Genomic DNA, 14341 nt, shown 5'->3' with positions numbered 1-14341 from the left:
GGATCCGTCCGCGGGTGCGTGTGACGGGGATCCACCGGACCGTCAGTGCGCGGCGGAGTCCCAGTCGTGGCCGTGCCCGATCTGGACGTCGAGGGGCACCGACAGCTCGGCGGCACCCGCCATCTGCGTCCGGACGATCGCCTCGAGGGCGTCCCACTCCCCCTCAGCGACCTCGAAGATCAATTCATCGTGCACCTGCAGCATCATCTGGGAACGGAGTGACTGCGACCGGAGGTCCGACTCGATGCCGATCATGGCCCGCTTCATGATGTCCGCTGCGGAACCCTGGATCGGAGCGTTCAGCGCCTGCCGTTCGGCGTTCTCGCGGACGAGTCGGTTCGGGCTCGCGAGCTCGGGGAACAGCCGACGACGACCGAAGATGGTCTCGGTGTACCCGTCGAGCTTCGCCTGCTCGACGACGTTCCGCAGATAGTCGCGCACGGCTCCGAACCGCTCGAAGTAGTCGACCATGAGCTGCTTCGCCTCGGCGCTGGAGATCCGGAGCTGCTTCGAGAGGCCGAAGGCGCTGAGCCCGTAGGCGAGACCGTAGGACATGGCCTTCACCTTGTTGCGCATCGCGGGGGTGACGTCTTCCGCGGCCACGCCGAAGATGCGTGCGCCCACGAAGCGGTGGAGGTCCTCGCCGGACTTGAACGCCTCGATGAGGCCCGCATCGCCCGAGAGGTGGGCCATGATCCGCATCTCGATCTGCGAGTAGTCGGCCGTCAGCAGGGTCTCGTACCCGCTCCCGGCCTGGAAGGCGGCGCGGATGCGTCGTCCCTCCTCGGTGCGAACGGGGATGTTCTGCAGGTTCGGGTCGGTCGACGAGATCCGGCCCGTGCTCGTCCCGATCTGGACGTACGTGGTGTGGATACGACCGTCGTCGGTGATCGCCTTGTCGAGCGTCTCCACGATCTGACGGAGCTTCGTCGCGTCGCGGTGCTCGAGGAGCAGGCCGAGGAACGGGTGCGGGCTCTTCTCCTGGAGGTCGGCGAGGGCACCGGCGTCGGTGGAGAACCCGGTCTTGTTGGCCCGTGTCTTGGGCATGGCCAACTGGTCGAAAAGCACCTCCTGGAGCTGCTTCGGCGAGCCGAGGTTGACCTCACGTCCGATCTCGGCGTAGGCGTTGCTCGCCAATTCCGCGGACCGGTTCCCGAGCTGCTCCGACAGTCCGCTCAGGATGCCGTGGTCGACCGTCACCCCCGTGAGTTCCATGTGCGCCAGCACCTGGAGGACCGGGAGTTCCATGTCGAGCAGGACGCTGAGGGAGCCCGGATCGAGGGCTGCACGGGTGGCCTCTGCGACGCGGAGCGCGTACCAGGCGGTCCCTCCGACACCGACCGGGTCGGTCTCCGGAACCAGCTGGTTCGGGTCGGCCACGGGCATCGTCTCGTCGAGGTACCGTGCGGTGAGGTCGCCGAGGTTCTTGTCGCCGCCACTCGGGCGGAGCAGCCAGCCGGCGACGGCCGTGTCGTACGCCAGGCCTTCGAGCGCGAGGCCGGCCCGGGTGACCGCCTTCACCTGCGGTTTCGCGTCGTGCATGATCTTCGGGGCGTCGCTCGCGAGCCAGGCTTCGAGCGGCGCGTAATCGGCCTCCCCGGGACGCCAGGCGAGGGACACGATCTCCGTGGATGTGGCCAGACCGGCCGCGACCGGCAGGTCGCCGTCCAGGTCGAGGTGGAGTCCGATGCCGCCCGGGTGGGCCGCGACCGCGCGCGCGAGCCAGGCCTCGAGCTCTTCGTCGAGCAGTTCCTTCCGAGGCGGCATCACCACACCGACCGCGTGCGACGCCGAGACGTCGGTGTTCGCCTCGAGACCGTCGAGCTTCAAGACCCGGTCGAGGAGTGTGCGGAACTCCAGTCGGCCGAACACGGCGGCCACGGCGTCGGCGTCGATCTGACGTCGTTCGAGGTCCTTCGGGCCGACCGGCAGTTCGACGTCGGTGAGGAGCCGGTTGAGCCGCCGGTTGCGGACGGCGTTCTCCTTGTGTTCGCGGAGACTCTCCCCCACCTTGCCGGTGATCTCGTCCGCGCGTTCCAGGATCTGCTCGAGTGAGCCGAACTGGTTGAGCCACTTGACGGCGGTCTTCTCGCCCACCTTCGGGATGCCCGGGAGGTTGTCGCTCGTCTCGCCGACGAGCGCGGCGATCTCCGGGTACTGCTCGGGCCGGATACCGTAGCGCTCGAACACCTTGGCGCCGTCGTATCGCGTCAGTGCCGAGACGCCCTGACTGGACGGGTAGAGCAGCGTCACGTCGTCGGTCACCAACTGGATGGTGTCGCGGTCGCCCGAGACGACGAGGACGCGGAAGCCCTCCTCGGCGCCCTGCTTGGCGAGGGTGGCGAGGATGTCGTCGGCCTCGTAGTCCTCTTTGCTGATCGTGGTGATGTTCATCGCCTTGAGCGCCTCTTCCAACAGCGGCACCTGACCCTTGAACTCGGGCGGGGTCTCGCCGCGGGTCCCCTTGTACTCGGGGTACTCACGGGTCCGGAACGAGCGGCGCGAGATGTCGAAGGCCACGGCGAGGTGGCTCGGGTTCTCGTTCTTCAGCAGGCTGATCAGCATCGAGATGAAGCCGTGGATGGCGTTCGTGTGCTGGCCGTCGCGGGTTTGGAAGCTGTCGACCGGCAGGGCGTAGAACGCCCGGAAGGCGAGCGAGTGGCCGTCGACGACGAGGAGGGTAGGCTTTTCTGATTCCGACACGCGCCCAGCCTACAAGCCGGTGCCGACACGGTTCAGGACCGATCCGAAGGTGGACATGACGAACGAGACCGACGAAGCCCTCGAGTTCCTGCGGACGAGAGGCAGCGGCGCACTCGCCGCCAAGATGGGCATCGAGTTCACGGAGTTCACGGTCCAACGGTCCGTCGCCACCATGCCGGTCGAGGGCAATACGCAACCGGCGATGCTGCTGCACGGCGGCGCCTACGTCGTCCTCGGTGAATCCCTCGGGTCGATGGCCGCCAACCTCTTCGCGGGCCCCGGCAAGCTCGCCGTCGGCATCGACATCAACGCCACGCACACCCGTTCGGCAACCGAGGGGATCGTGACCGGGGTCTGCACGCCGATCCACCTCGGGCGGTCTCTCACCGTCCACGAGATCGCGGTCAGCGACGAGCAGGGCCGACGCTGCTCGACGATCCGCATCACGAACCTCATCAAGGACGCACCGGGTAGCTGACCCGCACTGCTCGCGGACAACGCAGAGCGGCCCGCCCCCGCAGGGACGGGCCGCTCTTGCGACGAGGTGGGAGAGCGCTACTTCTTGGCGCTCAACTGCTCGATGATCGCCTGCGCGACATCGTGCATGGTGAGGCGGCGGTCCATGGACGCCTTCTGGATCCAACGGAAGGCTTCGGGCTCGGTGAGTCCCATCTTCTCGTTGAGGAGGCCCTTCGCGCGGTCGACGAGCTTCCGCGTCTCGAAGCGCTCGACCATGTCGGCGACCTCGGCCTCGAGCGTGATGATCTGCTGGTACCGCGAGAGGGCGATCTCGATCGCGGGCAGGAGGTCGTTCGGGGTGAACGGCTTCACGACATACGCCAGGGCACCGGCCTCGCTCGCCCGCTCGACCAGTTCCTTCTGGCTGAACGCGGTGAGGAGCACCACCGGTGCGATGTGCGCCTTGCCGATGCGCTCGGCGGCGGAGATGCCGTCGAGCTGGGGCATCTTCACATCCATGATCACGAGGTCCGGGCGGAGCTCGGTCGCGAGCGCGACGGCGGTCTCGCCATCGCCGGCCTCGCCGACGACCTCGAAACCGTTGTCGCGAAGGATCTCGACGATGTCGAGGCGGATGAGGGATTCGTCCTCAGCGACGACGACGCGCCGCGGGGCTACGGGAGGGGTCTCTTGCTCGGTCACCCTCAAATCCTACGGTACTCTGATGCAGGTTGCTGTTCGCCGTGCGGCGGACGCGCCGGTGTGGCGGAATGGCAGACGCGGAGCACTCAAAATGCTTTGTCGAAAGACGTGTGGGTTCGAGTCCCACCACCGGTACCACGAACGTGGGGAATCCCCGTCGGGCGCACTCAACGTGCTTTGTCGAAAGACGTGTGGGTTCGAGTCCCACCACCGGTACCACGAACGTGGGGAATCCCCGTCGGGCGCACTCAACGTGCTTTGTCGAAAGACGTGTGGGTTCGAGTCCCACCACCGGTACCACGAAGCTCCCCTGAACGACCCAGGACGAGGCGGTCAAGCCCTTCGGGCGGGGTCGGCGGACGCCGTAGCGTAACGTCGAAGACACGACGTGCAGGACGTCGTCCGACACGATGGGACCCGACTCCATGACTGCAGAGCAGAACGACCCCCGCCAGGACGTGCACGACGCCAGCACCGACGACCGCCTCCAGGGCATCCTCGTCCAGGTCGCAGCAGACCGGTCCCTCACCCCCGACCTCGACGTCCGGGCAGCGCTGGCGGACCGTCTCAGCGACCAGGGCATCGACGTCGACGCTGCCGAACTCGACCGACTCGTCGGTTCACTCCCGGGTCAGCCCGGCGACGAGCCCGGACCGTTCCTCACGGACGGCGCGACCTCGGCCGACGACGCGAACTGATCAGAAGCCGCGCTCGACGGCGGCGGCCGGACCGTCGGCCTCCGTCGTCAGCTCCGGTCCGCCGACGGCATCGCCCGTCCACGTGTCGACCCGCCAACCGGTCGTCGTGTCGCCGTCGACGATGATGACGCCCGTGTTCGTGATGGGGTGCGTGCCGATGAAATGTCCGTCGACGTTCGTCGAGCGCAGCCCGAGCCAGGACCGGAGCATCGCCCCGTGGCTCACGACCACGACGTTCTCCAGTCCGGAGCCCTCGAGTTCCTCGACCACCGCGTCGAAGCGCGCGAACACCTCGTGGCCGTTCTCGCCGCCCGGCATCCGGGTGTCGAGGTCCCCCATGGCCCAGGCCACGATGGTGTCGATGTAGACCTGGACGGCCTCGGGCGACGCGTGCATCTCGTTGTCGCCGGCGCTGATCTCACGGAGGCCGTCGCGGACGGTCACGGGGACTCCTCGAACCTCGGCGATCGGGGCGGCGGTCTGCTGCGCCCGGACCGCGGTCGACGCGTAGACGGCGTCGATCTGCTCCCCCACGAGCGCTTTGGGCAGCGCGGCTGCCTGCGTCTCGCCGAGATCGGTGAGGACGGCCCCGGGGATCGCCGTGTCGAGCAGGCCGGCGACGTTGGACGAGGTCTGACCATGTCTGATGAGGATGAGGCGCATACCTCCAGGGTAGGCGAACGACGACGGCGCCGCGTCTGGCGCGTCCGAGGTCGCGACGATCAGCGGCGTGTCCGCCATCGCGGTTCGGCACTCCCCAGACCCCGTGCCGGGAACGGGTAGTCATCGAACCCGCTGAGCGCGGGGCGCGCGGTCTGCACGGCACCGTGATCAGCCAGGCAGCGCTCGCCAGGAATCGCGACGGCCGCATCGTGGGTCGCCCGCGGCAGGCCCCGGAGTGCGGCACCGACCCTGGCCAATGACACGTGGACGTCGCCGGCGGTGCGGCCCTCGACCCCGCCCGCCACCTCGTCGATGAGCGACGCCGCCAACAGGTACCCGCTCGTGTGATCGAGTGCCTGCGCCGGAAGTGCGCCAGGAGCCCCGTCGGCGCCCTCGATGAGGGCGATGCCGGTCGCTGCCTGGACCAGGCTGTCGAAGCCACGACGATCGCCCCACGGCCCGGTCGTCCCCCACGCGTCGACGGAACCGGTGACGAGCCCCGCTTGCGGCACCAGGCCGAGGCGCTCGATGGCGTGCGGCCGATACCCCGTGACCAGGACGTGCGCCTCATCAGCCAACGACTGCAGGGTCGCGAGGCCGGACGCGGTCGAGGCGTCCAGGGTGGCCGTGCGCTTCCCCTGCCCGGTGTCGGCATGCTGCCACGGGATCTCCGGAACCTGCGGCGGGTCGATACGGAGGACCTCTGCTCCGAGCAGCGCAAGCGTCCTGGTCGCCACCGGACCGGCGATGACGCGGGTGAGATCGAGGACGCGGAGTCCACGCAAAGGGTGCAGTCTCGTCGGCCGCAACGCAGAGGCGATCCTCGATCCGGCGGAGCCGCCGTGACGCCCGACGAGCGGCCCATCACCGACGATGGCCTGTGGAGTGGACGTCCACGCGACGGCAGTCCGGACGGCGACGACGAGGGCGCCGACTCCGGCAGCCTCCGATTCCAGGTCGACAGCCGATCGGGAGGCGATCGCCGAGGCGAGCTCTGCGCGGGTGGCGTCGTCGCCGATCCCGAGCATGGCGCTCAGGCGGCGACGATGGTGGGGGTAGTTCGCATGCGTCCGCACCCAACCGCCCGCAGCCGGGAAGAAGCCGGACAACGGCGCGAACGCATCGACCGCAGCTCCGTCGATTCGGAGCAGGCGGTCGCTCTGGTAGGCCGCGGCGATGCGCTCGAGGTCGAGGACCGCGTGCACCGGCTCGTATCCGAGGGCGACACGGAGTCGGTCCGCGGCGTCCTCCACGGCGCCGACCGCGACCGCGGCGAGCTCGAGGACGGCGAATCGCGAGGCCAGGAGCCCCGTCGGCCCGATCGCGTCACGGTCGACACCTGGCAGGCTCAGCCCCACGGCATGGCGCAGGGCGTCGTCGACGAGGAAGGAGCTGGCCATGGGCATCAGGCTAGACCCACAGCGGACGGTGTCGGTGTGACCATCGCGCTGGACGACGAAGGCCGTGGTCCCCGTACGGGAGGACCACGGCCTTCGGCTACCACATCCGACTAGAGGACGTCGCCCACCTTGTGGACGCGGATGTCGTTCGTCGTTCCGGGGATCCCGGGAGGGGAACCGGAGATGATGATGACGGGCTCGCCGACCGCGGCCTTACCGGTGGCGACGAGGACCTCGTCCACCTGGGCGACCATCTGGTCGGTGTGCGTGACGCGCTCCACCACGAAGGACTCGACGCCCCAGTTGAGCGCCATGCGACGACGGATCGCCGGGTCGGGCGTGAACGCGAGGATCGGGATCCGGTTGCGCAGGCGCGCCATCCGGCGCACCGACTCCCCCGACTCCGTGAAGACGCAGAGGAACTTCGCCTCGACGAAGTCGGCGACCTCGACCGCCGCGAGGGTGATCGCACCGGCCTGCGTGCGCGGCTTCGTGCCGAGCGGCGGGACACGGTCGAGACCGTGGATCTCGGTCGACTCCACGATGCGGGCCATGGTCTGGACCGTGATCACCGGGTAGGCGCCGACGCTGGTCTCGCCACTCAGCATGACCGCGTCCGCGCCGTCGAGCACCGCGTTCGCGACGTCGGAGGTCTCAGCGCGCGTCGGGATCGGGCTGGAGATCATCGACTCGAGCATCTGCGTCGCCACGATGACCGGCTTCGCCATGCGGCGGGCCAGCTCGACCGCGCGCTTCTGCACGATCGGGACGGCCTCGAGCGGGAGCTCGACACCCAGGTCGCCGCGGGCGACCATGATGGCGTCGAACGCTTCGACGATGCTCTCGAGGTTCTCGACGGCCTGCGGCTTCTCGATCTTGGCGATCACGGGGACCTTGCGGCCCTCCTCCGCCATGATCTCGTGCACGCGGTCGATGTCCGCTGCGTCACGGACGAACGACAGCGCGATGAGGTCGGCGCCGAGACGCAGTCCCCAACGGAGGTCCGCTTCGTCCTTCTCGCTGAGCGCTGGGACGTTGACGGCGACACCCGGGAGGTTGATGCCCTTGTTGTTCGACACCGGACCGGCGACGATCACGCGGGTGGTCACGACGGTGTCGTCCGCTTCAACGACCTCGACCTTGACCTTGCCGTCGTCGATCAGCAGGAAGTCGCCCGGCTTGACGTCCTGGGGCAGGCCCTTGAAGGTCGTCGAGGAGATCTCCTTCGTCCCGAGGATGTCCTCGGTGGTGATCTTGAAGATGTCGCCGACGGCGAGGTCGTACGGGCCGCCCTCGAACTTGCCGAGGCGGATCTTCGGGCCCTGGAGGTCGACGAGGACGGCGACCGCGCGGCCGGAGTCCTCCGTCGCCTTCCGCACGTTGGCGTAGATGGCCTCGTGCACGTCATAGCTGCCGTGGCTCAGGTTCATCCGGGTGACATCGACCCCCGCATCGATGATGGCCCGGATGTTCTCATAGCTGGAGACCGCAGGGCCCAGCGTTGCGACGATCTTGGCTCGTCTCATGTGTGTGTGTTCTCCATGGTTTCTGCGCACAAGGCGCTTCGGTACTCACTGCTCGGCATGATGCGTCCGACGCTTGTCGTCCGCTTGAAAGCCTAGAGGGAGATGGGCTGGTCCGTGGGACGGACCGGGGAGGGAAGCTGGGTGGCGCCTTCGAGGTACTCGTCGACCGCCGCTGCGGCTGCACGACCCTCGGCGATCGCCCACACGATGAGCGACTGACCGCGACCGGCGTCGCCGGCCACGAACACGCCGGGCTGGTTCGTCTGGTAGTCCTGCTCCCTGGCCACGTTGCCGCGACCCGTGAACGGGAGCTGGAACTGCGACTCGAGGGCCGCCTCCTCCGGGCCGGTGAAGCCGAGGGCGAGCAGCACGAGGTCCGCGGGGATCTCCCGTTCGGTCCCGCTCTTCGGGACGCGGCGGCCGTCGACGAACTCCGTCTCCGCGACGCGGATGGCTCGCACCTCCCCGGCGTCGTTCGCGAGGAACTCGACGGTGGACACCAGGAACTCGCGGTCGCCACCCTCCTCGTGCGCGCTCGCGACCTCGAACAGGGTCGGCATCATGGGCCACGGCTGGTGCTCGGGTCGCTCCCCCGCCGGCTGGGTGCCGATCGCGAGGTTCGTGACGGACGCGGCACCCTGACGGTGGGCCGTGCCGATGCAGTCGGCGCCGGTGTCGCCGCCGCCGAGGACGACGACGTGCTTGTCCTCGGCCGTGATCTGGTCCGAGACCGTGTCTCCCGCGCCGACCCGGTTCGCCTGGACGAGGTATTCCATCGCGAAGTGCACGCCCGAGAGGTCGCGACCCGGGATCGGGAGGTCGCGAGGCACCATCGCGCCGGTGGCGATGACGACGGCGTCGTACCGGGCGCGGAGTTCGTCCCAGGTGATGTCGACACCGATGTTCACGCCGGCGCGGAAGCGGGTCCCCTCGTCCTGCATCTGCTTCAGCCGGATGTCGAGATGCTTCTTCTCCATCTTGAAGTCCGGGATGCCGTACCGCAGCAGACCGCCGATGCGGTCGTCACGCTCGTAGACGGCCACGGTGTGGCCCGCCCGGGTGAGCTGCTGGGCAGCCGCGAGACCGGCAGGTCCCGATCCGACGACGGCGACCGTCTTCCCGGTCAACCGCTCCGGCGGGTGCGACTCGACCCAACCGTTGGCGAAGGCCTGGTCGATGATCGACACCTCGACCTGCTTGATGGTGACCGCGGGCTGGTTGATCCCCAGGACGCACGAACTCTCGCAGGGGGCCGGGCACAGGCGTCCAGTGAACTCCGGGAAGTTGTTGGTGGCGTGCAGGCGCTCGATGGCCGAACGACCCTCGCCACGCCACATCAGGTCGTTCCACTCGGGGATGAGGTTGCCGAGCGGGCAGCCCTGGTGACAGAACGGGATGCCGCAGTCCATGCAACGCCCGGCCTGCTTCCGCACGGTCGCCGGATCGCTCTGCTCGTAGACCTCTTTCCAGTCCATGATGCGGACCGGCACAGGCCGACGTTTCGGGAGCTCCCGCTCCGGTACCTTCAGAAATCCCTTGGGATCAGCCACCGGTCACCTCCAAGATTCGGTTCCAAACGATGTCGCCGTCGGGGTCGAGCCCCTCGTCGAGCGCGGTCTGTCGGGTCGCCAGGACCGCTGCGTAGTCGCGCGGCAGGACCTTGACGAATCTGGCGACCGTGTCCTCGAAGTCCGCGAGCAGGCGGCCGGCGAGCGGCGACCCCGTCTCGAGGACGTGTCGCTCGAGGAGGTCGTGGACGATCTCGACGTCGGCGCTGTCGAGCTCCGACAGGGTCAGCTCACCGGAAGCGAGCGAGTCGCGGTTCACCTGGTCGCGCTGCAGGTCGAACACGTAGGCGGTCCCTCCGGACATGCCGGCACCCAGGTTCCTGCCGGTCTGCCCGAGGATGAGCGCGAGCCCACCGGTCATGTACTCCAGGGCGTGGTCGCCGACGCCCTCGACGACCGCCGTGGCACCGGAGTTGCGCACCAGGAAGCGCTCGCCGACGATACCGCCGAGGAACATCGTGCCCTGGGTCGCACCGTAGCCGATGACGTTGCCGGCGATGACGTTGTCCTCCGGAAGGAACGCGGCGCTCTCGGGAGGCCTGACGACGATCTGCCCACCGGACAGGCCCTTGCCGACGTAGTCGTTCGAGTCGCCGACCAGGCGCAGCGAGATGCCGCCCGGGAGGAACGCGCCGAACGACTGCCCGGCCGAGCCGCGCAGCGTGACGTCGATGCTGCCTGCGGGAAGGCCGTTCTCGCCGTGACGGCGGGTGACCTCGTGGCCCAGCATGGTGCCGACGGCGCGCTCGGTGTTGCGGATGGGCAGGTCGACGGAGAAGTGACCGCCGTGCTCCAAGACCTCCGCTGCTGCGGCGATGAGCTGCTGGTCGAAGTGCTTGTCGAGTTCGTGCTCCTGCGCCCGACGGTTGATCCGCGGTTCGTCATCGGCGAAGACGGGGCCGACGAGGACGGGCGACAGATCGAGACCGGACGCCTTCCAATGGCTGATCGCGCGATCCGCGTCGATCAGCTCGTTGTGGCCGATGGCCTCCTCGAGCGTGCGGAACCCGAGCTCGGCGAGGTACTCGCGAACCTCCTGAGCGATGAACTCGAAGAAGTTGACGACGAACTCCGGCTTGCCGGTGAACCGCTGCCGGAGCACGGGGTTCTGGGTCGCGACGCCGACCGGGCAGGTGTCGAGATGGCAGACGCGCATCATGACACAGCCGGAGACGACGAGCGGCGCGGTCGCGAACCCGAACTCCTCCGCACCGAGCAGCGCACCGATGACGACGTCACGACCGGTCTTCATCTGACCGTCCACCTGCACGACGACGCGGTCGCGCATGTTGTTGAGCATCAGGGTCTGCTGGGTCTCGGCGAGACCGAGCTCCCAGGGTGTGCCGGCGTGCTTCAGCGAGTTCAGCGGGCTCGCGCCCGTCCCGCCATCGTGGCCTGAGACGAGGATCACGTCGGAGAGCGCCTTCGCGACACCCGCCGCGACCGCACCGATGCCCGACTGGCTCACGAGCTTCGTGTGGATCCGGGCCTTCGGGTTGGCGCGCTTCAGATCGAAGATGAGCTGCTTGAGGTCCTCGATGGAGTAGATGTCGTGGTGCGGCGGCGGCGAGATCAAGCCGACACCGGCCGTCGCGTGCCGGGTCCTGGCCACCCACGGGTAGACCTTCGTCGGCGGCAGCTGCCCACCCTCGCCGGGCTTGGCGCCCTGGGCGAGCTTGATCTGGATGTCGTCGGCGTGCGTCAGGTACATGCTCGTCACGCCGAACCGGCCCGACGCGACCTGCTTGATCGCACTGCGTCGTGTCGGATCCAGCAGACGATCGACGTCTTCGCCGCCCTCGCCGGTGTTCGACTTCGCGCCGATGCTGTTCATGGCGATCGCCAGCGTCTCGTGGGCCTCTCTCGAGATCGAGCCGTAGCTCATCGCCCCGGTCGAGAACCGCTTGACGATCGAGGAGACAGACTCCACCTCGTCGAGCGGGACCGGCGGACGGGCGCCGGTGCGGAGGGTGAACATCCCTCGGAGCGTCATGAGCTGCGCAGCCTGCGAGTCGACCAGGTGCGTGTACTCACGGAAGATGTCGTACCGGCGGGTCTTCGTGGCGTGCTGGAGCTTGAAGACGGTCTCCGGGTTGAAGAGGTGCGGTGAGCCGTCGCGGCGCCACTGGTACTCGCCACCGGACTGCAAGCGTTCGTGCGCGGTCGACGCGGCGTCCTCCGGGTAGGCGTAACGGTGACGCTTCGCGTTCTCCTCGGCGATCACGTCGATGCCGACACCGCCGAGCTTCGTCTCGGTGCCGGTGAAGTAGGTCTCGACGAGCTGCTCGCTCAGGCCGACCGCTTCGAACGCCTGTGCGCCCGCATACGAGGAGACGGTCGAAATGCCCATCTTGGACATGATCTTCAGAACGCCCTTGCCGAGCGCCTTGATCACGTTCTTCACGGCCTGCTCGCGCGTGACACCCTGGATGAGACCGCTGCGGACGAGGTCCTCGCAGCTCTCCATCGCCAGGTACGGGTTGATCGCCGATGCGCCGTATCCGATCAGCAAAGCGACGTGGTGCACCTCGCGGACGTCGCCGGCTTCGACGACGAGCCCGACCTTCATCCGGTTCTCGGCGCGGATGAGGTGGTGGTGGACCGCGGCGAGAGACAGCAGCGACGGGATCGGGGCGAGATCGGAGTTCGAGTCGCGATCGCTGAGCACGATGAACTCCGAGCCCGCGAGGATCGCCTCGTCGACCTCGGCGCACATCTCACGGAGCCTCGACTCGAGGCCTGCAGCTCCGTCCTCGACCCGGTACAGCGCCCGCACCGTGGCCGTCAGCGGGCTCCCGGGGGTCGGGTCGATGTGCTGGATCTTCGCGAGCTCGTCGTTGTCGATGACGGGGAAGTCGAGCACGACCTGCTTCGCATGCTCCGGACCCCAGGAGAGGAGGTTGCGCTCCGGTCCGAGGCCGAGCTTCAGTGAGGTGACGACCTCCTCGCGGATGGAGTCGAGCGGCGGGTTCGTCACCTGCGCGAACTGCTGCACGAAGTAGTCGAACAGGAGCCGTGGGCGATCCGAGAGCACGGCGATCGGCGTGTCGGAGCCCATCGCCCCGAGCGGCTCCGCGCCGTTCTGGCCCATCGGCTGGAGGAGGATGCGCACCTCCTCCTCCGTGTACCCGAACGTCCGCTGACGGCGGGTCACCGAGGCGGGCGTGTGCACGATGTGCTCACGCTCGGGGAGGTCGCTGAGGTTGATCCGGCCCTGCTCGAGCCACTCACCCCAGGGGGCGGAGGCGGACAGCTCATCCTTGATCTCGTCGTCCTCGATGATGCGTCCTGCGACGGTGTCGACGAGGAACATCTTGCCCGGGCGCAGACGGCCCTTGCGCTTCACCCGACTCGGTTCGATGTCGAGCACGCCGATCTCACTGCCGAGGACGACGAGACCGTCGGTGGTCTCCAGCCAGCGTCCCGGGCGCAGCCCGTTACGGTCGAGCGTGGCGCCCACGAGCGAGCCGTCGGTGAAGGTGAGGGCGGCCGGACCGTCCCACGGTTCCATCTGCATGGAGTTGAACTCGTAGAAGTCGCGCCGCTGCTGCGAGAGACCGGTCTGCTTCTCCCAGGCCTCGGGCACCATCATCATCATCGCGTGCGGCAGCGACCGACCCGTCAGCGTCAGCAGCTCGAGCACCTCGTCGAAGGACGCGGAGTCGCTCGCGCCAGGCGTGATGATGGGGAGCAGCGGCCGGACGTCGCCGATGAGTTCGGACTCGAGCTGCGACTGACGGGCGCGCATCCAGTTGCGGTTGCCCTCCACCGTGTTGATCTCGCCGTTGTGCGCCATCATCCGCAGGGGCTGCGCGAGCGGCCACGACGGGAACGTGTTGGTGGAGTACCGGGAGTGCACGATGGCGAGCTTGGTCGCGAACCGTTCGTCGGAGAGATCCGGGTAGAAGGGTTCGAGCTGCAGGGTGGTGACCATGCCCTTGTAGACGAGGGTCCGGCTCGAGAGGGAGATGAAGTACGCACCGAGTTCGCGCTCCGCGCGTTTCCGCAGCCGGAAAGCGAGGCGGTCGAGTGCGATCCCGGACGGCTTCGAGGGGTCCGAACCGGTGACGAACAGCTGCTCGAAGGCGGGCATGGCGGCGCGCGCGAGCTTGCCCAGTTCGTCGGGGTCGACCGGGACCTCACGCCAGCCGAGCACCGTGAGCTGCTCGTCGGCGGCGATCGCGGCGATCTGGGACTGGAGGAGCGCTCGTGCCGAGTCGTCGGTGGGCAGGAAGGCGATCCCCACGGCGTACTCGCCGAGGGGCGGGAGTTCGAACCCGGCGACGCCGCGCAGGAACTCATCGGGCATCTGGGTGAGGATGCCGGCGCCGTCACCGGTGCCCGCGTCAGAACCGATCGCACCTCGGTGCTCCAGGTTCCGGAGCGAGCCGAGGGCCGCGTCGATGATGCTGTGCGAGGCGTCGCCCGTCAGGGTCGCCACCATCGCGAGACCGCAGGCGTCCTTCTCGTTCGCCGGGTCGTACATGCCCTGCTTGGGCGGGACTGCGCTGAACGAAGCGTACGGTGCATGCGCCATGGGATTACCGTCCTCACGAATGGGGGATCAGAAGCGGGACGTCACTGGCCCTGGAACGAAACGGTTGGTGAACCCCGTGCGTCGT

Annotated in this window: 9 protein-coding genes and 1 tRNA gene; 3 read left to right on the top strand and 7 right to left on the bottom strand. The window is 68.3% G+C overall.

What is annotated here, in order from left to right; genetic code table 11:
* Positions 1–42: 42 nt before the first annotated feature.
* The gene (gene polA / locus ITJ57_RS11080) at positions 43–2703 is read right to left on the bottom strand and encodes a DNA polymerase I (RefSeq protein ID WP_194670042.1); all 2661 of its coding nucleotides are present in this window, start codon (positions 2701–2703) and stop codon (positions 43–45) included.
* Between the two features lie 55 nt (positions 2704–2758).
* On the opposite strand from polA, the gene ITJ57_RS11075 reads away from it, so the two are divergent.
* Positions 2759–3181 carry a hotdog fold thioesterase gene (locus tag ITJ57_RS11075; RefSeq protein WP_194670041.1) on the top strand — a complete coding sequence of 141 codons (423 nt, stop codon included), beginning with the start codon at positions 2759–2761 and terminating at the stop codon, positions 3179–3181.
* A 77-nt stretch (positions 3182–3258) separates the two neighbouring features.
* On the opposite strand, the gene ITJ57_RS11070 is transcribed toward ITJ57_RS11075, so the two are convergent.
* The gene (locus ITJ57_RS11070; protein ID WP_056005705.1) at positions 3259–3864 is read right to left on the bottom strand and encodes an ANTAR domain-containing response regulator; all 606 of its coding nucleotides are present in this window, start codon (positions 3862–3864) and stop codon (positions 3259–3261) included.
* 54 nt (positions 3865–3918) lie between these two features.
* On the opposite strand from ITJ57_RS11070, the gene ITJ57_RS11065 reads away from it, so the two are divergent.
* Together ITJ57_RS11065 and ITJ57_RS11060 are read left to right on the top strand one after the other, a co-directional pair.
* A tRNA-Leu gene (locus tag ITJ57_RS11065) sits at positions 3919–4002 on the top strand.
* A gap of 287 nt (positions 4003–4289) precedes the next feature.
* Positions 4290–4562 (top strand): hypothetical protein, encoded by a 273-nt coding sequence (locus tag ITJ57_RS11060; protein ID WP_194670040.1) that lies wholly within the window; start codon positions 4290–4292, stop codon positions 4560–4562.
* On the opposite strand, the gene ITJ57_RS11055 is transcribed toward ITJ57_RS11060, so the two are convergent.
* The 5 genes from ITJ57_RS11055 to gltB form a co-directional block, all read right to left on the bottom strand.
* A complete protein-coding gene (locus ITJ57_RS11055) occupies positions 4563–5225 on the bottom strand; it encodes a histidine phosphatase family protein (protein ID WP_194670039.1) in 663 nt (220 codons plus the stop codon).
* A gap of 59 nt (positions 5226–5284) precedes the next feature.
* The gene (locus ITJ57_RS11050) at positions 5285–6625 is read right to left on the bottom strand and encodes a CoA transferase (RefSeq protein WP_194670038.1); all 1341 of its coding nucleotides are present in this window, start codon (positions 6623–6625) and stop codon (positions 5285–5287) included.
* A gap of 110 nt (positions 6626–6735) precedes the next feature.
* Positions 6736–8151, bottom strand: coding sequence for a pyruvate kinase (gene pyk / locus ITJ57_RS11045; RefSeq protein WP_056005715.1), 1416 nt, complete (start codon positions 8149–8151; stop codon positions 6736–6738).
* Positions 8152–8243: 92 nt separating this feature from the next.
* Positions 8244–9701, bottom strand: a complete 1458-nt coding sequence (locus ITJ57_RS11040; RefSeq protein ID WP_194670037.1) for a glutamate synthase subunit beta — start codon at positions 9699–9701, stop codon at positions 8244–8246.
* A complete protein-coding gene (gene gltB, locus ITJ57_RS11035; RefSeq protein ID WP_194670036.1) occupies positions 9694–14256 on the bottom strand; it encodes a glutamate synthase large subunit in 4563 nt (1520 codons plus the stop codon). Before gltB ends, ITJ57_RS11040 begins: the two co-directional genes overlap by 8 nt.
* Positions 14257–14341 lie beyond the last annotated feature (85 nt).

The sequence above is a fragment of the Plantibacter sp. VKM Ac-2880 genome, from assembly GCF_015351235.1.
In the GTDB taxonomy this organism is placed as follows: domain Bacteria; phylum Actinomycetota; class Actinomycetes; order Actinomycetales; family Microbacteriaceae; genus Plantibacter.
The sequence above is the reverse complement of the archived record's forward strand: the minus strand, read 5'-3'. Positions and strand labels throughout refer to the sequence as shown.